The 24,025-nt window shown below is 35.9% G+C and carries 25 protein-coding genes; 6 read left to right on the plus strand and 19 right to left on the minus strand.

The features are described from left to right. Positions 1 to 58: 58 nt before the first annotated feature. Complete coding sequence (locus tag TDE_RS06965) at positions 59 to 325, plus strand: type II toxin-antitoxin system Phd/YefM family antitoxin (RefSeq protein ID WP_002671306.1); 267 nt, start codon at positions 59 to 61, stop codon at positions 323 to 325. Between the two features lie 130 nt (positions 326 to 455). Here the strand turns inward: TDE_RS06965 and TDE_RS06970 are convergent, their stop codons facing one another. From TDE_RS06970 to TDE_RS06990, 5 genes are read right to left on the minus strand one after another with little or no spacing between them, the layout of a single operon-like run. After that, positions 456 to 1,883, minus strand: a complete 1,428-nt coding sequence (locus TDE_RS06970) for a diguanylate cyclase domain-containing protein (protein ID WP_002679113.1) — start codon at positions 1,881 to 1,883, stop codon at positions 456 to 458. Next, entirely contained in the window at positions 1,883 to 3,406 is a 1,524-nt protein-coding gene (locus TDE_RS06975) for a motility associated factor glycosyltransferase family protein (protein WP_002679114.1), read from the minus strand. Before TDE_RS06975 ends, TDE_RS06970 begins: the two co-directional genes overlap by 1 nt. Then, positions 3,403 to 4,932 (minus strand): 6-hydroxymethylpterin diphosphokinase MptE-like protein, encoded by a 1,530-nt coding sequence (locus TDE_RS06980; RefSeq protein WP_002679115.1) that lies wholly within the window; start codon positions 4,930 to 4,932, stop codon positions 3,403 to 3,405. Before TDE_RS06980 ends, TDE_RS06975 begins: the two co-directional genes overlap by 4 nt. Further along, positions 4,916 to 5,851, minus strand: coding sequence for a hypothetical protein (locus TDE_RS06985; protein ID WP_002679116.1), 936 nt, complete (start codon positions 5,849 to 5,851; stop codon positions 4,916 to 4,918). The genes TDE_RS06980 and TDE_RS06985 overlap by 17 nt, the downstream gene beginning before the upstream one ends. Next, positions 5,851 to 8,235 (minus strand): hypothetical protein, encoded by a 2,385-nt coding sequence (locus TDE_RS06990; protein WP_002679117.1) that lies wholly within the window; start codon positions 8,233 to 8,235, stop codon positions 5,851 to 5,853. Before TDE_RS06990 ends, TDE_RS06985 begins: the two co-directional genes overlap by 1 nt. A 139-nt stretch (positions 8,236 to 8,374) precedes the next feature. Between TDE_RS06990 and TDE_RS06995 the strand changes: the two genes are divergently transcribed. Together TDE_RS06995 and TDE_RS07000 are read left to right on the plus strand one after the other, a co-directional pair. After that, positions 8,375 to 8,824 (plus strand): septum formation initiator family protein, encoded by a 450-nt coding sequence (locus tag TDE_RS06995; RefSeq protein ID WP_002671296.1) that lies wholly within the window; start codon positions 8,375 to 8,377, stop codon positions 8,822 to 8,824. Beyond that, positions 8,799 to 9,353, plus strand: a complete 555-nt coding sequence (locus TDE_RS07000; protein WP_002679118.1) for an L-threonylcarbamoyladenylate synthase — start codon at positions 8,799 to 8,801, stop codon at positions 9,351 to 9,353. The genes TDE_RS06995 and TDE_RS07000 overlap by 26 nt, the downstream gene beginning before the upstream one ends. Here the strand turns inward: TDE_RS07000 and TDE_RS07005 are convergent. Then, positions 9,350 to 10,216, minus strand: a complete 867-nt coding sequence (locus TDE_RS07005) for a TP0183 family DNA metabolism protein (protein WP_002679119.1) — start codon at positions 10,214 to 10,216, stop codon at positions 9,350 to 9,352. The two genes, TDE_RS07000 and TDE_RS07005, sit on opposite strands and share 4 nt — an antisense overlap. 3 nt (positions 10,217 to 10,219) lie before the next feature. Further along, positions 10,220 to 10,684, minus strand: a complete 465-nt coding sequence (gene smpB, locus TDE_RS07010; RefSeq protein WP_002668932.1) for an SsrA-binding protein SmpB — start codon at positions 10,682 to 10,684, stop codon at positions 10,220 to 10,222. A gap of 73 nt (positions 10,685 to 10,757) precedes the next feature. Between smpB and lepB the strand changes: the two genes are divergently transcribed. Both lepB and hemW read left to right on the plus strand, forming a co-directional pair. Further along, complete coding sequence (gene lepB / locus TDE_RS07015) at positions 10,758 to 11,459, plus strand: signal peptidase I (RefSeq protein WP_002668934.1); 702 nt, start codon at positions 10,758 to 10,760, stop codon at positions 11,457 to 11,459. Further along, positions 11,459 to 12,631, plus strand: a complete 1,173-nt coding sequence (hemW, locus tag TDE_RS07020) for a radical SAM family heme chaperone HemW (protein ID WP_002679120.1) — start codon at positions 11,459 to 11,461, stop codon at positions 12,629 to 12,631. The genes lepB and hemW overlap by 1 nt, the downstream gene beginning before the upstream one ends. A gap of 3 nt (positions 12,632 to 12,634) precedes the next feature. Here hemW and TDE_RS07025 read toward each other — a convergent pair whose 3' ends face one another. The 12 genes from TDE_RS07025 to TDE_RS07080 all read right to left on the minus strand — a co-directional run bounded on the left by TDE_RS07025 (position 12,635) and on the right by TDE_RS07080 (position 22,725). Further along, complete coding sequence (locus tag TDE_RS07025) at positions 12,635 to 13,795, minus strand: HD-GYP domain-containing protein (RefSeq protein WP_002679131.1); 1,161 nt, start codon at positions 13,793 to 13,795, stop codon at positions 12,635 to 12,637. 28 nt (positions 13,796 to 13,823) lie between these two features. Next, positions 13,824 to 14,480 (minus strand): tRNA (adenosine(37)-N6)-threonylcarbamoyltransferase complex dimerization subunit type 1 TsaB, encoded by a 657-nt coding sequence (gene tsaB, locus TDE_RS07030; protein ID WP_002679135.1) that lies wholly within the window; start codon positions 14,478 to 14,480, stop codon positions 13,824 to 13,826. After that, entirely contained in the window at positions 14,477 to 14,908 is a 432-nt protein-coding gene (tsaE, locus tag TDE_RS07035) for a tRNA (adenosine(37)-N6)-threonylcarbamoyltransferase complex ATPase subunit type 1 TsaE (RefSeq protein WP_002679136.1), read from the minus strand. The genes tsaB and tsaE overlap by 4 nt, the downstream gene beginning before the upstream one ends. A 1-nt stretch (position 14,909) precedes the next feature. Continuing rightward, a complete protein-coding gene (locus tag TDE_RS07040) occupies positions 14,910 to 15,170 on the minus strand; it encodes a hypothetical protein (RefSeq protein ID WP_002668946.1) in 261 nt (86 codons plus the stop codon). Between the two features lie 118 nt (positions 15,171 to 15,288). After that, a complete protein-coding gene (locus TDE_RS07045) occupies positions 15,289 to 15,891 on the minus strand; it encodes a hypothetical protein (protein ID WP_002668947.1) in 603 nt (200 codons plus the stop codon). Positions 15,892 to 15,900: 9 nt separating this feature from the next. Next, positions 15,901 to 17,859 (minus strand): flagellar filament capping protein FliD, encoded by a 1,959-nt coding sequence (gene fliD / locus TDE_RS07050; RefSeq protein ID WP_002679139.1) that lies wholly within the window; start codon positions 17,857 to 17,859, stop codon positions 15,901 to 15,903. A 44-nt stretch (positions 17,860 to 17,903) separates the two neighbouring features. Then, positions 17,904 to 18,275: a flagellar protein FlaG gene (locus TDE_RS07055; protein WP_002668949.1), complete on the minus strand. Its 372-nt coding sequence runs from the start codon at positions 18,273 to 18,275 to the stop codon at positions 17,904 to 17,906. A gap of 202 nt (positions 18,276 to 18,477) precedes the next feature. Then, positions 18,478 to 19,335: a flagellin gene (locus TDE_RS07060; RefSeq protein ID WP_002668950.1), complete on the minus strand. Its 858-nt coding sequence runs from the start codon at positions 19,333 to 19,335 to the stop codon at positions 18,478 to 18,480. Positions 19,336 to 19,616: 281 nt separating this feature from the next. Continuing rightward, positions 19,617 to 20,477, minus strand: a complete 861-nt coding sequence (locus TDE_RS07065; RefSeq protein ID WP_002668952.1) for a flagellin — start codon at positions 20,475 to 20,477, stop codon at positions 19,617 to 19,619. Between the two features lie 141 nt (positions 20,478 to 20,618). Continuing rightward, complete coding sequence (locus tag TDE_RS07070; RefSeq protein ID WP_002668953.1) at positions 20,619 to 21,161, minus strand: hypothetical protein; 543 nt, start codon at positions 21,159 to 21,161, stop codon at positions 20,619 to 20,621. A gap of 73 nt (positions 21,162 to 21,234) precedes the next feature. Beyond that, complete coding sequence (locus tag TDE_RS07075; protein ID WP_002679142.1) at positions 21,235 to 22,236, minus strand: DHH family phosphoesterase; 1,002 nt, start codon at positions 22,234 to 22,236, stop codon at positions 21,235 to 21,237. A 69-nt stretch (positions 22,237 to 22,305) separates the two neighbouring features. Continuing rightward, entirely contained in the window at positions 22,306 to 22,725 is a 420-nt protein-coding gene (locus tag TDE_RS07080; RefSeq protein ID WP_002678138.1) for a hypothetical protein, read from the minus strand. Between the two features lie 125 nt (positions 22,726 to 22,850). Here TDE_RS07080 and TDE_RS07085 point away from each other — a divergent pair, with 125 nt between their 5' ends. Further along, a complete protein-coding gene (locus TDE_RS07085; RefSeq protein WP_002679144.1) occupies positions 22,851 to 23,987 on the plus strand; it encodes a hypothetical protein in 1,137 nt (378 codons plus the stop codon). The last annotated feature ends 38 nt before the right edge of the window (positions 23,988 to 24,025 follow it).

Here is a 24,025-nt window from a genome sequence, read left to right on the forward strand (position 1 = left end):
AGACGCAGTTATTGAAATTTTATCATAATTATGATAAATTAAGTATGGGAGGTTTGCTATGAATACAATACGGCCTGTTTCAGATCTGCGTAATAATTTTGCCGATATTTCAAAGATTGTGCATCAAAGTCAACAACCGGTATTTTTAACTAAAAATGGCTACGGTGATATGGTTGTAATGAGTATGGAAACTTTTGAAGATATGAAATTTGAAAGCGATATTTATTCTAAATTACAGGAAGCTGAAAAACAAGCTTCTTTAACAGGAAAACGTTTTTCATCAAAAGATGTATTTGAAGAAATTCAAAAGCTTATTAGTGAATAATGTATAAATAGGTAATTTACCGGAAAAAAACGGTAAAGATTTATGACCATTCTTATTTTTCACTGATGATTTGAGATTTTGTTAAGTTCGTTTTAATTGTATTTTGGTTACAGGTACATGATTCACCTATTTAATTATCCGAAATAAATTCCCTGTATTTGTCCGGATTTACCCTAAAGGCTACTATAGGATCTTCATTATTTTTTATAGCACGGTTTACCGCTGCTTGAGCTTCTTCAATCATTCTTCCTGCCGAAATAAGGCGGGATGTTCTTGTTGTAATACCTATCGACACCGATTTCGATATATCGTATTCGGTTAAAATATTTTTGGTTCCCTTATATATTTCCTCGGCCTTTTTCATCGCCTCATCTAAGTTGGTGTCTTGAAGAATAGCCGCAAAACCGTTATTATCAAATTCAAAAATCATATCCCTGAATTTTATAAAGTCTATTAAAAGAGCCGAAATCTTCTTTCCTATCATGCTCTCGAGAGTAAAATCTTCAAGCTTCATAATAACTAAGGCTATGTCCTGTTCGGATGATGCAGCTCTTCGTAATTCCGATTCCAGATATTCGGGTAAATATTCCTGCCAGCTTATTCCCGTAATAGGAGAATAAAGGCCTCTCACCTTTTCTATGGCTTCTGCGTTTACAGTGCCGAAATCCGATGCTTTAACATCATTGTATTCTTCCGAATCCGAACTTATATAGCTAATATCTTTTTCTTCTTTAAGCTTTGTTTCTTTGCCTGCCTCATAAGGGAACTGCTGTGTAATTTTTAAATTATCCAGATCTTCAAGGCCATAGATATCCTCATCTTTGCCGGACTTGGTATTTTCGATAGGCCTTAAACCTGCTTCATCTTCCTTTTTTGCTTCGGTATAGTCATGAGGATAGACTTCTTCAGGTTCATAATATTTATTTTCTTCAACGTATGTTTTGGGGCTTAAGCTTATATCGTCTTTAAAATCGTCCTCAAAGGTTCTTTTATTTATATCTGCATATACTCTGTCTTGAGTATTAGTAAGATTTGTAGAAAGAATTATTATTACGGTTAAAATTGTTACGGCTAATATTATAAAAAATGCACTTCTAATTCTTAAATAGATTGCTGCCGGTTTTAATGTCGGGATAGAGGCCGTCAATACAAGCTCGGTATCATAGCTTTTCATTGTTTTTACATTTATTTTTCCGCTGTGATTTTTTATAAATAAGGAGGCCGGTTTTATAACAAAATTACCGCCTTCATCATAGCTTATTAGGTCGGAATCTTTGGGCCAAGAAATTACGATACTTTTAGAAGGTTTGGAAATAACAAAGGCCTTGATTTCCAGCTCATCCGCAAGTGCATACAATCTTTGATTATATTCACTTTGGGCAAAGTTTTCCTTTTCGGATGAGATTATAATCTGTTTTGCAAAATAAGCAAATGTAGATTTGGCTTCCTCCGCACCGGTATCGGAATCCCTTATAATCCCATATATAAACCATGAAAATGTTCCTACTATAATCAATAAAGCTATTGCGGCATATATGCCAATATACATCTTTTTCATTAACTTACAGTATACTCCAGAATTTGAGATAGTACAAGTTCTACATCGGCAAAATTCGAGATATTTTTAGATAATCTTTTATTTAAATATGCAAAATAAGGTAAAAGAGCCGTTGTCAGCATCTTCTTATCCTTACAAGCCGGCGTTTTTAGATGACGTATAAATTCCTCATATTGGAATATTGAAAAGTCTTCTTTTTTCCATACAGGGGAAGCGGAATTAAGGCTGATTACCCCTTTAAAAAAAGCTTTATACCCGTCTAAAAGAGCTGTAGTATAAGTTATTTTTCCGTTTTCTTGCGTTTTTTTTACTTCCGTTCTAAACATAAGGTCACAAAATTTTGTTTCCAAAGGCGAAGTTTTAGAAGACGTTTTTTCAAATTGCTTTGAAAGATATGTTCCGGCTGCATATGCCTTACCGCCGGTATAAGCAAAGTCCAAACCGAAAAATTCCAAATCTTTAAATCCAAGGGAAAGGGCAGCCGATCTTGCCGCAAGGGCGACAGTCCCGCTTCCTGTTTCCATATAAGGGAAGGGAGAAAAAAAGGAAGCATATTGGGCAAATGGATGGGCGCTTTTTGTAAAGAAAAAAGAATTGCCGTTTTTTAAGAATTCCCGCGCAAGAATCGGGTTTGAGCAAAGGTCAAATATACCTACGGTGCTTTTTGTAAAAGGTTTAAAACAATGGGCATAAGAAATATTTTGCGGGTCCATTGTCACAAAAAAATCTGCCTCTATTCCTGCCGATATTAAAACGGGAAAGGCCGTATCTGAAGCAAAAAGAACGATGGAGTCTCTGTATTTTTTTATATTTTCCAAAGCAGATTCAAGGCTCGGACCGGCTCCTAAAATATAGGCTTTTTTACTAGGATCCGTTTTAGGAATAAACGGTCTTATTAGAGATGCCGTTTTTAAATTCTGCATAATATTCCGCATCCATATTTTACCGAAGGCTGCTTGAGTTGAAACATCTGCCTGTATTTTTTCTAATGAGGCTTGAATTTTTTTTTCGAATGTCTGGATTTTCTCATTGTAAAAATCTTCCCAAGGCCTTAAAATTTTTATCTCAAAATTGCCGTGGATGGCCGGAATATAGCTATTGATAAATTCTTTTTCAAAGTTTTCAGATTCAAGAGGTGGTAAAAAAGATAGGTTCTTATTTAGAATAAGATGTGAAAAATCTATAATTTTAAATAAGCTTTTAAAATTTGAAAAACTTGCTTCGGTTACGGCGCAGTATTTTGATTTAAAATTATTTAAGAAAAACTCTATGTGAATACCCGCCCCCAATCCGCAAAAGAGAATAAAATTTTCGTTACCCGTAAAAAGTCTCGATGCTTCTTTTAATGGGTCATATTTAGAATGAAGAAGTTTGCCGTTTTTTAGCAAAGGAAGATCAAATCCTGTTTTAGATACATCCTTATCGGAAGAGTAATCGGAGTTATCATCGGAATTTATAATATCTTCGGCAAGTTTTAAATTTATTTTTTTTAATGCTTCTATATTCTTGTCAAAAAAATTCATGGTTTAAGCCTTCCAATTTGATTTTCTAAAAAGGAGCTTATTTCATCTTCAAGTTTTAGTTTAATTTCCGCTTCATTGTGACTATCTTTTTCTTTTAAAAATGTCATATAATTTTGAAAAGAAATAAATTCACATAATTCTTTTTCAGGACTGCTTAATTCTTTTTCCTTTGCACTTATTTTTATTTTATCAAAAAAAGTCTTGTTTTTTATTTCCTCTTTTATGTTTTGGTAAATTGCGGAAAGCATGGCTTTTTTTTCTTTAGGAGTTTTGTGTTCTAGTCGCCTTACCTGAATAGTTTTTTTATTTGTGTTTTCTCGACCTCTTGTTTGAGCCTTAAAATCTTCCCCGTCTATTGATTTTATATTCCCTAAAGGTGGAAGGTCTTTTCCTATCCTAAAAAGTCTTTCAGCCCTCGGCACGGGTATTCGGCTGAACCATTTTTCGTAAGTTTTTAAGGAGCGCAGATCAAAATTCGATATAGCTGCAAAAGTGGATAGAGTATCTAAGCGGTTTGCTTTAATTTCTTTTTGTATTTGACTTTCATGGGGAGAACAATGGGAAAAGCCCTTTGATTCCTTTAAATCCAAGCCTGCAATAAAGATTTTTCCTCCGGCCTCGTCTAAGAGAAGTTCTATTGCTGTACCGGACACCGTTCCGTTTCTTTTTGCCGGAATTGGAGTAATACCTAAGTTTGTAAAAAAAAGATTTTCAAGGCTTGAGCCGTAGCTTAAAAAAAGACAGTTATTGTTTTTTAGAATCTGATAAGGAATTTTTGCTTCCAACGGGAAGGCTAGGGCAGTCTCTTTAAATTTTTCATCCTTTAAATATTTTAAGTGATTTGCCGCCCAAAATCCCCCGTCAGTCGATACACATAGATCAAGCTTTATATTACGGCTTAAGACGGCAGGCAGGGCTGAAGCCGCTGCCATGTTAAATATTTCGTTTATATTGTCAGAGTAATTATCCAAGACCTCATCTAAACTAGGGCCGGCCCCTGCAAAAAAAGAGGGTTCGTTATTTTCAATATTATTTTCACCAAAAAAATCGAGATTGACGGGTTTTTCGGTAAAGATAAAATTATCGCCCATATTTTTAAGCCATCTTTTTCCAAAAAAACTTCTTGTCGCTATCAGGCTCTGTATTATTTTTACGGCTTCGGATATCTCCTTCCATACCCAAGAAGCCGAATCAGGCCAAACTTTTTCTGCCGGCTTCCAAGGTAAAAACAAAGTAGACGATAAAAATTCATCCGGAATATTATTGACCAAAAAAAAAGACGGATTCCCTGAAGCCGGTCTCCAAACTCTATCCCAGAATTTATCCGACTCCAAAAAATAATTGTCCGTGTACCTCATGGCCATCAATTTAGCTTTAGGAAATTTTTTACGTAAAGCCGATGCAAGGTAAGATTCTCCGGGTTCCGTGATAACGATAATTTTAGGATTTCCCTGTATTGTATCGGAAAACCTTTCGGCTTCTTTTTGAGGGTTATATGAAGAGTGTAATTTAACTTGTTTTATCATTTATCACGGCCTTAAAAAAAGTTTTTATCTCGTTTATATCTTTTGAGGTTCCTGTGTAGTCCATCAAGATTTTAGAGCAGATGTCTTCTCCATAAATCTTGGATAAGCTTGCCGTTATTTTTTGTGTATAAATATCCATAGGCAGGGTTTCCGATGAGAATATTGATGCATAAAGATTATTATCCATACCTAACATTGCCATATTGGATTTTCCTATCAGGTTAAGAATTTTATTTATCATCGAATAATAAAGTTCGAGAGTATTTAAATCGCTTTGCAGTGTGACCCTATCGGTAAAAACATGTAAAAATGAGATTTTTAATAAATGGGCCGTATTATTAAGGTTTAAGGCCGATTTTATTTTAAGCATTATCGTGTCCGTACCATACTGAAAAGGGTATACCGGCCTTGCCGTTTCTATAATCTGTTTATATTGGTCATAGTACGGTAAAAATTCTTTTACAAGCTTATCCGCTTTTTCAAAGTCAAAGGCTTCTCTATAAAAATCTTTTTGCGATTTTATTAAAAATAAAAAAGTTTTAGCTTCTTCAAGCGGATATAAAATAATATCCGTGATGCTTATATACTCCTGAGAAGAAAAGAAATTCTTTATCGAGCTTAAATCCTTATTTGTAAGAGAATACCGGTTATTTTGCTTAGCTTCAAATCCTTCTATAATGCTTGAAGGTATCATGCACCTATGAAAAGTAGTTATATCCACGCCTGCAGCAAAACAGAGGTTATAAAAATCTTCATTGGCTTTTACCAAAAAACCGCCCTTTTCAATTTGGAGATTGTTAAGCAGGGCTTGAAAATTGTTTTTTGCATCAAAAAAAGGTGAATGAGGCCTTTCAGTCGGTGCTTGTGAAGGCTGATAAGCTTTTATACTTACAGCCTCCGCCTTCTGCCTCAATCCCATTAGGATATCCCCAGCTCATCAAAAAGTCTTTTATAGGTATCAAAGTATTCAGACTTTGCAAATTCTTCAATTTTTTCTTCAGGTAAACTTTCCAAAAGCTGATCCATATATGTTAGAACAGACTTGATTTCATCTTTTAAATGAATCGGTAAGGTTTCGGTCTGTACTTTTTGTTCTTCTGCCGCACTCTCATTAAGCTCAAGTCTTGGAATATCCTTGGCAGCTTGATCAAGTTCTTCGGGTGAAAATACCGCATCTTCAAAGTCCGAAGCCTCATCATGGCCTTCTTCAATCTTTTCCGTAATAGCTTCAAAACCGCTGTATTCATCGCCCAGAGGAATACTTTGTCCGTCAGGCAGCTCAAGCTCTGTGATAGGCATGTCAAAGTCATCCAGAATTCCACCCTCATCAGTACCGGATTCATCCAAGTTATGATCTTCTAAAGCGGGTTCTTCCGTATCATCGGAAAGGAAATCTTCTATTTCAATCTCTTCGATTTTTTCATCCGGTTCATCTTCAGTGTGTAGCTCTACATCTTCATCAAGATAGCTGATGTCATCAGTTAAGTCATTGATATGTTCAGGCTCTACAGCGTTTAATAGGTCATCATCGGCAAAAACTTCGGGCTCATCCTTAGTATCTTTCTCAATGTTATCATCATCGAGGAAAGCTTCATCAATTTCATCCAATGTTTCGGGTATTTCGTAATCTTTTTCCGTGTTTTCTTCCGTGAAATCGGCCGTTATCAATATATTATTAAGTTCATCTCCTGTAAGGGCGATTGTTTCATCTCCGTCATCATCATTAAAGAATCCTGTTTTATCGCTCTCAGCTACATCATTTAAAATGCTGCCGGTTATAGTATTTTCTTGAGATGCCGAGATTTTTGACTCTTCCAATTTTTGTTGTGTTTGGGCCATTTCAAATTTCATATTTGCAAGTTCATTTTTGATGTCTACTAATTCGCTTGCAATTTGGGTTAAGATTTCGGTAGCCTTATCGTTTGCAATAATATTGGATTGTGTTGCTGCCGTTTGTGCCCCGTCATTTTTTTTGTGGGACTGAATTACTGAAAGGTCTTCCGTAAATTCTTCCGGTATTTCTTGGCTGCCTGAGTCTAAAAGATCATTTTCAAGGGCTTCAATATCGTCAAAAAACATATTGTCATTTTCTTCAACGGCTTTTTCCGTTTCTGCCTGGGCTGCCGACTCTCCCATAACGCTATCCAACATTGAGTCAAAATCATCGATTACTTCTGTTTTTTCTTCCATATCTGCAGCAGAAGAGTCAGCCATAATTTTTTGATTTTCTTTTCGAATTTCGTCTATATTACCTGCTTCTATTATGGTGCTTTCTATTACCAAGCCATCATCTTCTTTCTTTTCTTCTTCAGTATTTTCAAGTTCTTTTGCTTCTTCAAATTCCGAAATTCCGCTGAATATTTCGACATCTTCTAAGTCATCATCGCCGCCCATAGTTTTACCTGCAAGAGAGCTTATATCCGAGTATTCATCTACTGTAATATTAAGAGGAATTTCATCCGTGAGTTCTTCTATATTTTCTTTATCGGTTTCACTATCAGCTTCGAGCTCGTCTAAAATTTCATCAAAATCGGATATATCGTCAATCGTCCTTTCAGGTAAATTTTCAATATCTAAAGTTTTGTTTTCTGCTGAGGTTTCACTTGTATCAGGTTCATCCGAGCTTATTTCAAAGCTTTCGTTTCCTTCAAAATCTATGGCATCGCTTCCCTTTGTTTCCAAATAGTCTTCGTCAAAAGAAAGATCCAGTTTTATATTGTTATCCGGTTCAAGGCTTCCGTCTTCATTTTTATTCTCATTTTTGTCGGTTGATTCAAGGGCTTCAGAATCGCTTAGGAAGTCATCTAAATCAAGAGTTTCAAATTCATTTATATCGGATGCGGTTTCTTCTTCAAGTTTCGGCATTACATCAAGATCAATATCAAAGCTATCCTTAGCATCTTCATCAATTACTACGGCATCAGCTTCATCAAAAATATCGAATTCATCTCCATAAATATCATCCTCAGAAGTAATACTTAAATCTTCAAGATGTTCTTCAGTTTTATTACCTTCATTGTCTATAGTTTCAAAATTATTCAATGTTGTTAATTCTTCAAACTCTAAAGGCTCATCCGAATTATCTAAGTTTATAATATCATGGTCGTCAAATTCCAATATGTCGTTTTCAAAAGGAGCCTCAGCATTCTCATTTTCTACAGGCAACACACTTTCATAACCGTCTTTATGTTCAGGCCTTTTTTTAACCCATACACCATACATATCGAGATTTGAATCATCTTCAAGTTTTACCGGAAAAACCGAATCATCCGGTTCTTCAATTTTGTTAAAATCTAATGCCATGCTATTCTCCCGTATAACTTATATCTATAATTATACTATATATCGACAGAATTTGTAAATAACCTTAAATTATTTAGTCTAAATAAATTGTCAAAAAATTCAAGGAAAAAACATAAAATGCCGTTATATATTTTAGACTATGAAAATATATTTTAAAGTACTTATTCCCATTTTTATTACTGTTTTTGCTTACACTGTTTTGACCGTGTTTTTAGGTCCTAAGGGAATATATGCACAGCATTTTATAGAAGCTCAGCGGGATACTCTTGTAAACCATGTCCGCTCTCTTAGGCAAACCGGAGACGATTTGGACAGTTTGATAAGAAATTTAACCTATGACCCTGAAACAATTGCTATTTATGCCCATGAACTGGGTTATATATATGATAATGAGGGAATAATTAAGCTTGTAAACTTTAATTCCGGATTTGGGAAGGGCTTAAATCCCGGAACAATCTTAAAAATTGAAACTCCGTATTTTCTTTCAGATTACATATGCAAAACAATAGCGGCATCTTTAGGTATAATTGTTATCATTTTTCAGATGTTGGCGGTAAGAAAAGATGGTTATTTTAAAAAAAGATCCTAAATCATTAGAAACAGCAGCTTCTGTCTTAAAAAAGGGTGAAATTATAATAGTTCCTACCGATACCGTTTACGGTTTTTCGGGTATAATGCCTTTTACAAAAGAAAAAATCATTAAAATCAAAAAAAGAGGGGCTGAAAAGAGTTTTATCAGCCTCATTGAAAAACCTCAAGATATTTATAAATATACGGATACTCCTGTTCCCGAAATCTTATTAAATCTTTGGCCGGCTCCTTTGAGCATAATAGTAAAGGATAAGGAGGGCAGGGGAACTTCGGCTTTTAGATGCCCCGATGATGTCTGGCTTAGAAATTTAATAGGAAAGACGGGTTTCCCCATTTACTCTACAAGCGTAAACTATTCGGGAGAGCCTGTTTTAAGTGATATTAGGGATATAATAAGCGAGTTTGAAGATAAGGTTTCGTTGATAGTTGACGGAGGAGAGCAAAAAGGCTTATCGTCCACGATTGTAAGCTTAACCGATAAGGAGCCTTGTATAATCAGGCAGGGTGCCTTAAAAATAAGTTTTTAGTTTTTTATCCAGCGTACTTTTTTTATAACTTCATTTACCGAAACAAGGGTATTTCCGTGATAGACTATTTCGATATCTGTTTTTTCTCCGACTAAAATCTTATTGTCGGCAGAAACCAAAAACTTCCATGAGGGGGTTTTCCCCATCTCTGCGGCCTTTTTGGCTATTTCGTCAGGTAAGTTAATAAATTGTCTTGGCATGGGCTTTCCTGACTGATTTATTGTCAGATAGCCTTCATGTATCCTTATTTGGAGCAGGATTGTTATTCCGCTCGAAAGGAGGGCTATTCCTCTTCCTCCCCTCATAAGTTCGACCCTTTCAAGCCCTTCTTCTCCTTGCCATGAGCCTGAAAGTATATCGATGTTTTTTACCTCTTCTACTTCTGAATTTTCCTTAGAATCCGAGTCCTCCGGATTATAGGTAACCGATAAATTAACCGATTTATCAAAAATATCCGATACAAGAACCCTCGAGTCCAATAGGATTAAATTGACGCTTTGATAAATTTTAGATATCCGTCTTGTGATCTTATCCGACGAATTTTTTAACATAAGTTCAAGCTGTATTCCGTTTTCCAGTCCGGTGATTTTACCTGCAAAAACATAATCGAAGCGCTGCTGAGCATCCGTTTCGGTAACCGGAGTAGAGCGCATATCTACAATATCGTATTTTTTTAATTCTTTTACAAAGCTGAAAATAGCATTACTGATTGTTGCCGTTGTTTGTTCCGTTATATTTTTAGATTCAAGTTTAAAAACACCTACAGTAGGTGATGCATACAACATGCTTCCGGCTCTGACAACCGGTATAGAAAGCATTAAAAGCAAAAATATTAAAAATCCGTAACACTTTTTTATCTTCATTATTTACTTACCCCTTATTTTTATCTCCCTTTGCATATCTCTTTTTATGTCTCTATCTTTTATGTCTGCCCGCTTATCAAAGGTCTTTTTACCCTTACAAACACCTAAGAGTACCTTAACGATACCGTTTTTAAAGTAAAATTCCAAGGGAACAAGGGTATAACCTTTTTCCTCCACCTTTCGTTTTAATCTTTTTATTTCATCCTTTTTTAAAAGGAGTTTTTTTGGCCTTTCGGGATCATGATTAAAAACGGAAGAGTAAATATACTCCGAAATATGAAAATTTTTAACCCATACTTCATTATCTTTAATTTCGGCAAAGGCATCGGGAAAAGATATCCTTCCTTCTCTGAGAGATTTGACTTCCGTACCTTTTAAGACTAGGCCGCATTCTATTTTTTCTTCAACGGTATAATTAAAAAAAGCCTTTTTGTTTTTTGCTATGATTTTTACAGGTGTTTTCTCCATATGCACATTATATTCATAGATTAGACACTTGTCAACGATAGCGGAAAATGATATTATGCATTGAGGGATAATAATGACTGCAAAATATCGAAATTTTTCATATACGGCAAAGAGGGAATACCAAAACAAAGTTTTTTTTATTGTTTTTTTGGTGGTTTTTACTTTTCTTTCATATATACTCATAACATCATATCTGTTAAAAACTTATAGATTACAGACCGACACCATGTTTCCTGAAATTTCTACGGGAGATATGGTTTTAATGACTCCTATCTATTCTCAGGCGTCGGCTAAACGCGGCGATTTGGTTGTCATCGATGATACATTATCGCAAAATAAGTCTTTTTTTAAATCGGTTGTAAATACCCTTACAGGCTTTTTTACATTTCAGCTTTTAAGGCCCTTTGATTTGCAGAGTGAAGACGCCTATTCCATACGAAGAATTGTAGGCTTACCCGGAGATACTCTTTATATGGAAAATTTTGTATTGCACATAAAAACCAAGGATTCGAGTCATTTTTTGACCGAATTTGAGTTAGCTCAACAAAATTATGATATTGAAGTTAAGGATTTACCGGAGCATTGGGATTCATCCTTACCCTTTTCTGGAGCATACCCGGAGACGGTTCTAAAAGAAGGCGAATATTTTGTATTATGCGATAATAGGATAATCACTGATGATTCCCGTCTTTGGGGAGCTGTTGAAGGAGATAAAAAAATATACGGCAAAATTATCCTAAAATATTGGCCGTTTAAAGAATTCAAATCCTATTGATGAAAAAGGCCGGCCTTTATATACACATACCTTTTTGTCTCCAAAAATGTAATTATTGCGATTTTTTTTCTGTTCGTGCCGGCCGGTTTAAAAATATCTTATCGGGTCATTTAAGCCCCTTTGTTTTAAGATTGGCTGAAGATATAAAAATTCAAGCGGATAAGTATTCCATAAACGAATGGGATACCGTCTATATAGGCGGAGGAACTCCGTCTCTTCTATCTCCTGATGATCTTTATTATCTTTCATCTCAAATACCGGCTGCTCAAAAAAATCCTCATAGAGAATTTACCGTCGAAATTAATCCTGAAGATTTAACTAAAGATTTTTTGTCCGCTGCAGTCAGTGGAGGGATTAATAGGTTTTCCGTAGGAATTCAATCTCTTAATGATGAGGTTTTAAGTGCCTGTAAGAGGAGGGGATGTAGAAAAATGAGCCTTTCGGCCCTTGAGCTTTTACGCAGTCAAAAAGGTCTAATCCTTTCTTGTGATCTAATCGCAGGGCTAAATAAACAAAGCTTAGGTATTTTAAAAGATGATATCCAAACCTTATTACATTTTAAACCGGAGCATTTTTCACTATACGCCCTCTGTTCAAATACAAAGTTACCGCCCGAAAAAGATGATGAAATAGCCGAGTTATGGAGCTATGGTAAGGATATTTTGGAGAAAAACAGCTATAATAAATATGAAGTGTCTAATTTTTCATATAAGAACTTATACAAAAGTATACATAATGAGAAATATTGGAGGTTGGAGGATTATATAGGGGTAGGCCCGGGAGCCTTCGGTTCAATTTTTTTTGATAGAAAAGTCTTGCATGCTAACGCACATGCTAACGCATTGCGATTTTCTGCAATTAAAAATATAGAAAAATGGATGACCTTAAAAAATAGGGATGAGGTGTATGAGTACGAAACCATTGATGAAAAAGAATTTATTGAAGAAGCTTTTATGATGGGCTTAAGACTTACCGAGGGTATTGACAGATCTTTTTTTAAATCGAGGTTTGGTAAGGATATTTCGGTATTTGCAGGAAAAACTATTTCAAAATGGCTGGATAGGAATGAGGCCGTTTTGACGGAAAAAAGATTTTATTTAACGGAAAAAGGATTTCTTTACTTGAATTTATTTTTACAGGAACTATTTCAAGAAATTGATTCCTTATTTTAAAATTTATACGGCCTGATTTTGATCCTTATTTTGTTCCCATATATAACTAAATTCTTTATCTATAGTTTTGAAGACTTCAATTATAGTAGGGTCAAAATGGGCTCCGGCTCCATTTATAATATGCTCGATACTTTCTTTATGAGATATCCCTTCTTTATAGGATCTTCTCATTCTAAGTGCATCGTAAACATCGGCTACAGCCACTATACGTGCAGATAAGGGAATCATTTCGCCCGCAAGCTTATAAGGATAGCCTTTTCCGTCCCAGCGCTCATGATGGCTAAGAGTAATTTCTTTTGCCATATGGATAGGATAGTTTGCAAGGATAAGGGTTCCGTTAATAGTATGTTCTCTCATAACCGCCCATTCTACATCATTAAGCGCCCCTTTTTTTTGTAGAATATAATCGGGAGTTCCTATTTTTCCTATATCGTGGATGGCAGCTAGTGATGAAATATTATCTATAAAGTCTGCATCTATTTGAGGAAATAAATTCTCCTTAAACAAGGCTTCTGCAAGGGCCTTTGAGTAATAATTGAGTCTTTCATTATGAAAGCCCGTATCATTATCCTTTAGTTTTGAGGCATTTAATAGACTTTCCATCATACCCTTATACTGACTTAAGTAAGAATTGCTTATATCTTCAAACATAACCCAGTATCCGTTGAGTGTATTATTATCAAATAAAGGGAATATGTTTGTCTTTGTATACATAGTTTTACGGTATCTTGTTTTATGCCTTAAAACTCCTGACCATGAGTAGCCGCGATTAGGACTTTTTAATTTTGTTAAAAGGTCGTCGAGGGCGGATTTTTCAAGTGTACTTCCGAATATGTTAAAAAACGGTTTTTTTTCTATATTGTGATACCCTTCAAAAAGATGGTTTACTGCATCGCTTATGTATAATATTAAAAAATTTTTATCCAGAAGCATTGAGCAAACAGTAGGTGTAGCGAGTAAGTCTACAGCTGTTTTTAAAACCTCGGTTTTAATTTCAGTATTGTTAAAATTCATCGGATTGTCCTGATCGTCTTGATAAAGATCTTCCTTCATTTCTTCCAATTCTTCTTCTACTTCATCAAGCATTTCTACTTCATCGAGGGTTAGAAAGTCTTTTTCATTGCTCTTTATTTTAGATTTATTTTTGTTTTTCCTTTTTTTCATAGGCTAAAATCCTTATAAATTCAAATACCTAATACTCTGCATCACTCTTTCTGATATACACGGGTCCCTCATGATCTTCAACTTTTTTGCAATTTTTGTTTGTAAGAAAACAATCAAGTAAAGTTTTTGAAAGGGTTTCTTTGTCTGCTTCTATCAAGGTAATATTATTCGACTCAATAGATGCTCCCGCTTCTTCATTAAATTTTTCAGTCCCAAAGCCACAAATAATAGTTTTTTTATTTTTGTCAATCAGTTTAAGAGCATCTTCTGCTCTTATATCAAAAGCTTCCGAGATCGGCTTTTTGTTTTCAAATGCTTGCACATAAAAGCAGTCTCTTTTTGCATCAATAACCGATAAAAACTGATTTTTATCGCCATATTTAGAACAAAGAGCTTCTAAAATAGAAACACAAAAAAACCGGGCATTAGTTTGCAGCTGAATCGCTTTTGCTGTTGAGTAAGCAAGTCTTAAACCGGTAAAACCTCCCGGCCCCTGAGGACATACTAAAACATCGGTTTCGTTTATAGAAAAACCTGCCTGTTTTACGGCAGTTTCTATTGCGGGGATCAGTATGGCAGAATGTCTGGCTTTAGCCGGTGTAAAAACGGAGGTAAATGTACCGGCATTTCCTTGAGCCGTTATTGCAACAGAGGAAAAACATGTATCGATACAAACTATGTTCATAAAGCCCCACAGAAGTCTTTGTTATCGATGATGATTTTTCTGGAATTATCATCATTTACCATTATGCCGATATAAATAGTATTTGGGGGTAATACTTGTTTTACCTTTTTACTCCATTCAATCACGCAAACTCCATCTCCATATAACATTTCTTCAGTACCAAGGTCTAAAAAATCTTCAACTCCTTCAAGTCTGTATACATCCATATGATATAGATGCAAACGGCCTGAGTATTCCGATATTAGGGTAAAAGTAGGGCTTGTAATATCTTCTTCAATATCCAAACCTTGGGCTATACCCTTTGTCAGATAGGTTTTTCCTGCTGCTAAAGAACCGTCAAGGGCTACTACATCTCCCTTTTTTAACTTTTTTCCTATTTTTTTTCCTAGATTAATAGTGTCTTCTTCGGTTTTTACTGTAAATTCCATCTTACGGTAATTTCCTTGCTTCGATTAAACGGCGGACGCAGGCTTTTAATTCCATCATTATTTGTAAAACAGGATAGTCTATTTTGTCTATCATCTGTACCTGTATTTCGGTTTCTCCCGTAGGTTTGTGTTCTACAAAAAATTCTACCTTTCCGTTTTGTTCTCTACCCAATATTGTATATATTGCTGTTCCGACATATTTTTGTCTGTAATATATATGTGTATCTTCTTTTTCAATATCTTTTATTTCAGAAACAATCATTTTTATTCTCCGTTATGCCTTTATTCGTGCGGAGGGTTTAATACCCCGACGCTCTGCGTCGTAACAAAGGGTATTAAAGCCGACTGCAACCTCCTTATGAGAACAACATACCCCGATGCTATGCGTCGGGGTTGTTGATTGATAATAACCCATTTCCAAGCTTTTTTACAAGCGGTGCCAATTCATATTCTGCAATATCAGAAATTTCTACCGTATCGGTATCTTCTATTGCATTAATAATAGCGTCCAAGTTAGAAGATATCTCTCTTTGGTATTCGCAGAGGGTCATCTCTCCTAACTTTAGATCTTCATTAATCTCTGCAATATCAAATAGTTTAGCTGTTTCATAGAGTTTTGCCAAATTAATAGAGAAGGTTTCAATTGTCTTTATAATTTCAACATCGTTTCCCGTTTGAACTTTAATGGGAATTTTCTCGATTTCTTCCGAATTTTTTATAAATTCATCACCGAGTCCTTTTAATAGTGTCCGTATATCCTCTCCGCTTGTTGTAAACAGTTCAATATTTATTTCCATTTGATGAGAATCTTGAAAAAGCTCATCAAGTTCGTTTAAAGTTAATTCATTTCCATTCACTAAGACTTGGGTTATAGTGCTTTTATGATTTCTGCATTCTTGTTCTATATTCCCAAGAACATCACCTATAGTTATTTCTTGTTCAAGTTTTAATTTAATTTCTTGTCCGTTTAATTTTACTTTCATCTTTATTCCTTATTTATTTTGATTTTGAAGTTGCTTGTTAAAATTATCCATCGTTTGGGACTGTTTTTGTAAACTTTTTAAGGTACCGTCCATTATTCCGTATTTCTTTTTAAGCGCCAGTTCTTTTTCGGCAAGTTTTTTGTCGTAGTTTTCTATTCTTTTTTGGGAAGAATCCATCTTTAGTTTTAAAGAATCGGTTTTTATGCCGAAGATACCGCCTCTTTGTGTGTACGGGTTTATGTATTCATACATTGCATGAGCAAGGCCTGAATCTATTAAAATATCTCCGTCGGAATCAAAGCCGAAAAACAGTTTTACCTCTTCCATATTGTTCTTTAAGACTTCATCAAGCTTTTTTTCGTCAATTTCCAGATATCCGCGAAGGCGCGACATGTCTATGCCGCCCGAAGAATCGGATTTTGTGGAAATTCCAAGTTGAGCCAACATAAATATTTTAGAATCATCTGCAGGTTTATAGGCGGTATTTATTGTTTGCCTTAAATTGGATTTTAATGTCATCAGAGTAGAGTCGCTATACATTAAACCTAATTTTTTTTGAGCATCTTCAACTTCCGATTCTGAAAGATAGGTCAGTTCTTCTATGATTTCGGGCTTATTTTGCGTTAAAATATTTATTTGAGCAAAAACACGGTTATATTTGGCTACCAACTCGATGATCGCATTTTTGACGGCATCTACATCCGGTTTTATGGTAAGTTTTTCCTGCTTTTCCGAAGACTCATGGGCATGAATGGTTACATTAGGCACTAAATCGTCGATATCGTTTTTTTCTCTTTTAATTTGAATGCCCTCAAAATTGATTATCGCATCCTGTGCCGTTGAAACCGGGTTTACGGGAACATAGTCTCCGGCTGCCTTAGGATCAAATATTTTAATATTTTCTATAAAGACGGCCTTTTCTGAATTATTATTGTTTATTGCAAGAGCTTTTACGTCTCCGTATTCAGCCAAAGGAATCGTAATTGTCTGTTTTTCGGCATTTTCCGAAAGAGGGGGTAGGGGAATAAGTACTCCTCTTGTCGATTCTAAGGCTAAAATATTCATATCAACTTTTGGACCTGAGGTTTCCTTGGGTTCCATTTTCGTTTTTTCAAGGCCGTCGTTTGAAGGTTCATTTTGTATTACAATACCTCTGTATGCGATTGAGCCTATTTGCTCATAGATTTTTTCGCCCGTTTCTTCTTTTTTTACGGTTTCTTTTGACGGTTCCTTAATTGAAACCGTAAGTTCCATGACATATTGCCCCTTGGCTCTTACAGTTTCGGAAAAATCTATTTTTTGAGAGGTCTCGGGCTTAGTTTCAATGGAGGAAACTGAAGTTTTTATGGCAGATGTATCATTCTTTTTGATGAGTCCCATTTCAATGGCAAAGGGTAGGGCATCATCTGCAAACTCCAATCTGTTTTTTGCTCCTGTTATGTTGGATGAAAAAAGTAAGGACTTCGTATCCGGGGTTATTTTTATTTCGCTTATATTTAAAATTTCTTTTGCTCTTGAGTTTACAAGGTCTATAAAACCCTTATATTTTCCGCCCTTCCAGTTTACGGATATGGTTTTTTCTCCTACCTTAAAAGTATATATACCTTTTTTTATTTGAAGGTCATTATTGATTTCGGTACTTAAAAATTTATCGGATTCTGCAACTTGAACTATATTAAGTTTTACATTTTGATCCTTAGCTCCTCTTGAAGCTGTTGCGGTAAAGGATCTTTCATTTGAGGATTCTGCTATTTTTTCTACAAAGGGATTATTAAAAGAATATAGGTCTCTCGCAGCATTTCGTACTTCAAGAGAAAATTTATTTACCTGCCTCCAGGAATCATCCTGCAATTTTAGACGCTCGAGTTTTTCGGCTTCTCTGTCACGAGGAATTCTTTCCTTTTTCATCAAAGCTTCAACGAGCTTTTCGTATGTATTATTGACTCCCGGTATACTTAAATCGGACATTTAAACCCCTATTTTTTTAATACCTAAAAAAGGGAAATTTCCGACTATATTGATTCATCGAATAAAAGGCCGACTGTTTCAAGTATTCTTGCCTGCAGTCTTTGTATTGCCTCGGATGGTATTTCCCTTATTACCTTGTCGGTATTTGCATCTATTACCTTAACAACGATACGGTTTGTTTCTTTATTTACTCTAAATTGTAATTTTCGATCACACATGTCGCATAATTTTTGGATTTGTGCAACCGCTTTTGAGATTTCATTCGGGTCCACCAGCGTTTTTTGATTTTCGGCTTGTTCGGCAGCTTCCTTTTGTACTATTACATCCGATGCAGCTCTCATTGAGCCGTTAATCACTGTATCACGTTTTTGTTGTAATGCTGCTTGGTGCCCTATGCCGTTTATTTCTATACTCATAAAAAACCTCCTTGGCTTTAAAATAGACATCATCCGTGACATCTAAATATAGTTTAACGTTTTAAGCATCAACTCTTAGCAGTAAAAAAAAGGAAGAAGAAGGGCGCATCTTCTTTCTTCCTAAAGATTCTAAAGGTCTTTAATTTTAAGAGATGACATCCGGTTATCTCTTTCAGTATCGGCCTTTACAAGATCTGCTTTGTTATTGAAGAAGCCTAACAACAGCTTGAGGCTGAGCATTGGCTTGTGCCAACATAGCAGTTCCTGATTGGATCAAGATCTGGTTCTTTGTATAGTCTACAATCTCTTTAGCCATGTCTGCGTCTCGGATTCTTGATTCGGCAGCCTGCATATTTTCGGCAGCAATTGCTATACCGTCATATGCCATTTCAAACCTATTCTGATATGCACCTAGGTCTGCGCGCTGCTTGTTAATCTGCTTAAGAGCATTATCAAGGGCTCCCAATGCCATATTTGCACCGTCTACTGAAGACATTGAAATCATCTTGTCTTCTCCGCCTTGTTGTGCTCCTATAATACCGAGTGCTGTAGCTGTCATTGTTCCTATATAGATCTTTTCTCTTTGATCCATATTTGCACCGACATGGAGCTGCATAGGTCCTGTTACGGAATCTTGAGCAAAACGGCCTGTCAGGATATTCATTCCGTTAAACTGAGCATGGCTTGCGATTCTGTCTACTTCATCAACAAGCTGTGAAACTTCAACTTGAATCTGCATCCTGTCTTCGGCGGAGTAAATACCGTTTGAGGCCTGTATAGCCAACTCTCTTAATCTCTGTATTATATCTGTCGTTTCACCTAAGTAACCTTCCGTTGCTTGAATGAAAGAAACACCGTTTTGAATATTCTGTCCGGCTTGGTTTAAACCTCTGATTTGGCTGCGCATCTTTTCGGATACGGCTAAACCTGAAGCATCGTCACCTGCACGGTTGATTCTTTGTGCACTGGAAAGCTTTTCGATGTTTTTTGCGAGATGAAGTTCGTTGACTCCTCCCTGTCTCTGTGCAAACATTGCACTCATATTGTGATTAATAATCATATGACCCTCCCTGAAGTCCTATAGTTCAGCATCCTTTGCTGAAAAATACTCCTGTATTTTATAACTGCATAAAATTTTGCGCCTTTTATACAAATTATAAAGACAGTATTATTAACAATTTTATTCAAACTGCTAATAATACTGTAAATACAGGGCTTCATAAGGGCCGCCCATCAAGGGCATTTTTTCAAAGATCTTTTAAGCGTCAGGGGAAATTCCCCTGACGCTTAACACATTATACTCCTATAATTAAAAAAATACAAGAGTATTTTACAAATTTGTTACCTTAAAAGAGACATTACAAGCTGGCTATTGTTATTAGCCTGAGCGAGCATTGCAATACCGGTATTCGACAAAATTTGGTTCTTTGTATATTCTACCATCTGTTTTGCCATGTCTGCATCTCGGATTCTTGACTCAGCAGCTTGGAGGTTTTCGGCAGCAATGTCGATACCGACAACCGTCAACTCCATTCTGTTCTGGTAACCGCCAAGGTCAGCTCTTTGCTTGTTGATCTTTTTAAGACCCTCATCGATTGTTCCAATGCTCCTATTTGCAGCATCGGCTGTTTCGATTGTCATGATTTTTTCATCACCGATATCTCGGATACCGAGAGCTGCAGCTGACATTGTTCCAATGTAAACGCGCATTCTCTGATCCATGTTGGCACCGATGTGGAACCACATAGAACCGGTAACAACATTTTCACCGGTTTCGCGTGCAAAGCGGCCTGTAAGCATGTTCATACCGTTAAATTGGGCTGAACTTGCAATGCGGTCAACTTCGGCAACGAGCTGCGAAACTTCGACCTGAATCTGCATTCTGTCTTCGGCAGAATAGATACCGTTTGAAGCCTGAACAGCGAGTTCGCGGATTCTCTGCATGATGTCGGTTGTTTCCTGCAAGAAAGCTTCGGCTACTTGGATAAAGTTAATACCGTTTGAAGCGTTTGCAGAAGCTTGGTTTAAACCTCGAATCTGGCTTCTCATTTTCTCGGAAACTGCAAGGCCGGAAGCGTCATCGCCTGCACGGTTAATGCGTAAACCGGATGAAAGTTTTTCGATGTCTTTACCGATGCGTACATTGGTAACACCCTGCGTTCTCTGTGCGAACATCGCACTCATGTTGTGATTGATAATCATAAGATATTCCTCCCTGGAATAATGTGTTTACAAAGCATCCTTGCTTTGTTTTGAGGATAGAAAACCCTCATTATCTATCTTCGGTTTTCTGTTTCTAAAACTTTAGGCTTTTTTTAAAAAAAAATTAAAAAAAATGAGGTTTTAAGCTTCATCATCGATATCTGCCGGATCTTTTAGTGCATTTGAATCAAAAAGACGGGAAAGCTCCCTTTCAGAATATCGTTTTGATATTGAAAAATTATCTCTTACAATTTCAATAGTTTCTTTATCAAGTATCAGTTTTTTTTCGTCTCTAAGATATAACGCAAAATCTTCAAAAACGGAAAGGGGCAGCCAAGGAAAGGCTATTTCGAAAATATTAAACCATTGGCAATAGGGAAGGGTCGTTTCTCTATTTATAAGAATACCCTGATCTTTTAGTTTATCGCGTTCTTCAGGTTTCAGGGTGAACATTTTTTGATTTAGCAGTTCACAATACTCTTGAGTAGAAAAAAGGGCGCCTACCTTTCTTATCAAATCCATTTTATAAACTGAGGGTATATCTGCTAAAATAGACGCCGTCACTATGTTCATGCCTTCAGAGACGATTTCAAAAGGTTTTTTGTTCTCATTCGAGGCCAGCTCCATTGTACGTTTGATATCACCTTTTTCTAATAGTGGAAACAAAATTTCATCATTATTCAAGACTATTCTCCCATAAAAACTTTAATTATAAAAAGTATTCTATCACATTATTAAAAAAAAAACAATGTAAAACTTACATTTGAGTTCCAAAGGCTTCAACAAACCTTGGAATTAAATCATCAAATTTCCCTTCTATGTACAGGCCTGAAGCCTGTTTATGACCTCCGCCTCCAAATGATGCGGCTATCTTGCTTACATCAATCTTATCCAAGGATCGAAAACCTACCGAGCAGTGGCTTGGAGAGTCTTGTCGTACAATACAGATTGCCTCGACCCCTTCTATCGACTGAATCAATTGATACAATATATCGGAATCTCTGCTTTCAAGGCCGAATTCCAGTAAATCATCATAAGTTTCATACGAAACAACAAGTCTTCCGTCATAATAGGTCTTCATTCTGTTTAGAATTCTGGAAATAAGGAGGCGTGATTCAAATTTTTTACCTCCGTTTATTTTCATAAAGGTTTGTTTTGGATTGGCTCCGGCTTCAATAAGACGGGATGCGTGAGCGAAAACCTCTGCGCTTCCTGCATCCAAATGTCTAAAAAATCCCGTATCCGTGCAAAGACCGAAAAACAGGGCATCGGCTTCTTCTTTTGTAAGTTTTTCTCCTATTTCTTCAATTATTGACTGAATTAGATAGGTTGTAGAAGGGGCTTCCGGCATTATAAGAGAAGTATCCGATTTTTCGGTATTGGTAGCATGATGGTCAATTATAATGTAATTAAAACCGCTGATAAGCTCTGCTATTTCACCTACGCGGTCAAAGTTTGAACAGTCAAGGATTATCAGCCCCGTAGTTTTAGGATTTATTTTATCGGAAATTTTCAGCTTATCCGTAAAAAGATGTTCATATTCCTTTATTTCGGTACGCTTAAAAGGTCCCGCCGACATTAAAATACAATTTTTATTTTTTCTCTTCAAAAAGAAAGACATTGCAAGGCAGCTTCCGATACAATCCCCATCGGGCTCTTTATGACCTGCAATTATAAAATTTTCATACGCATTTAAAAATTCCGGCAATTTTTGGGGAATTAAAGGTTTCCCGATTGTTGAGCTGCTACTGTTATGCATGTATTCCTCATAAAATTCCTCTAAGGTGTTTACCTTAGAGGATGTAAATAGCTTAGATTGTTTTAGATGTTAAAATTTTAGTTCAAGACTTTCTACGCCGTCAAATTTGCCGTTATATTTATTCGGATCTTTTAATACACCCCATATGGGGCTTCCTAAATCTCTGGGAGCAGCTATTTTTATACGATCAAATTTTCCGTCTTTAAGATAAAAAGATAAATACGGATTAACTCTGGTGTTTACCAATTCCAACCTAGCTCGTCCGTCTTTAGGGTCAAGCCAAGATTTTGGAATAAAAACTTCTGCATGCTTTAATCCCGCTCTTCGGTAAATAATATAATAACCATCTGAATGTGTAAATATTTTCAAAATTTGAACATTTACATAATAAACATCCGCCTCCTCAATCTTTTGTGAAAAAGCCGGGGCAATCGTAAAAAGGGAAAAAATTAGAACTAAAAAGACCAAGCTTAATATTGATTTCTTCATATATTCCTCCAGTTACCCCATTATACACATAAGTTATGAATTTTGCAAGCGTAAAGACGTAAAAATCTTACAATATTGACAAAGACTTATAAAAAATGCTATTTTGTTTCACCTAGGAATAAAAAATGGATAAAATTAGTTTATTTGAAGTTAATAATTCGAAATTATTAAATGAATTTGCTCTTTTACCTTTTGAGCTTTATAAGAATGATAGCTCATGGGTACCGCCTATTATAAGCGAATACAAAAAGTACGTGTCCGGAGCCGATAATTCTTTATGTGATGTAGGTCCTCACGTAAAAATGGTTGCTAAGATTGAAGGCAAAACGGTTGGACGTATTTTGTACGGTATTGATGAGAAATTGAATGACTATAAAAAAATGAAGGTCGGTTATATTTCTCAATTTGAATGTATTGAAGACTATGCTGTTGCCGAAAAAATGCTTAATGCGGCAAAAGAATGGTTTTTACAAAAAGGTATGGACAGAATTAAAGGGCCTCTTTCTCTTCCGGGAGGGGAAGATAACCGCGGATTTATAACCGACAATTTTGAAACCCGTACCTATATAATGAATACCTATAACAAAAAATATTATAACGATTTTTTTATCAAGTACGGATTTGAAAAATATTGGGATTGCTATGCCTATCATGCCCGTTTTGATGATGTAGATGCAAGCCGCTATGTCCGCTTAGCCCCCTTGGTAGAAAAACGATACGGCTTTCATGTAGATACTATCGATTTAAAAAATAATGTTGAGCGTGAGGCCGGCGATATTCATTCAATCCTCCTTAATTCCGAGCCGGAAGAGTGGGAAGACTTTATGCCTATGACCCGCAAAGAAATAGATATGGTTGTAAAACAGCTTATTTCATTTGCAGATGAGGAGCTAATTTTTATTGCAAGGAGCAATGAGGGCAAGCCCATCGGATTTAATGTTACCCTTCCTGACTATAATGATGTATTAAAACACCTTAAAGGAAAGCTTTTCCCGTTCGGTATCTTTAAATTCCTTTATTACAAACGTAAGATGAAGCGCCTTAGAACCTTTGTTCTCTTTGTTGATCCTCAGTATCACAACAAAGGTGTTTCGGCAGCTATTTACTCCCGTCTTTACCAAGCGGCTATAAAAAAAGGCTATCTGGAAGGCGAAGGTTCCACTATTTGGGAGTATAATATTCCTATGATTACCGATATTGAGAAAACAGGAGCAAAAAGGGATATAGTTTATAGAATTTATCAATATCATTTAAACCGATAATGTATTATTGATATTGTTTGCCCTTTCTAACCGTAAAC

Source organism: Treponema denticola ATCC 35405 (assembly GCF_000008185.1).
Lineage (GTDB): Bacteria > Spirochaetota > Spirochaetia > Treponematales > Treponemataceae > Treponema_B > Treponema_B denticola.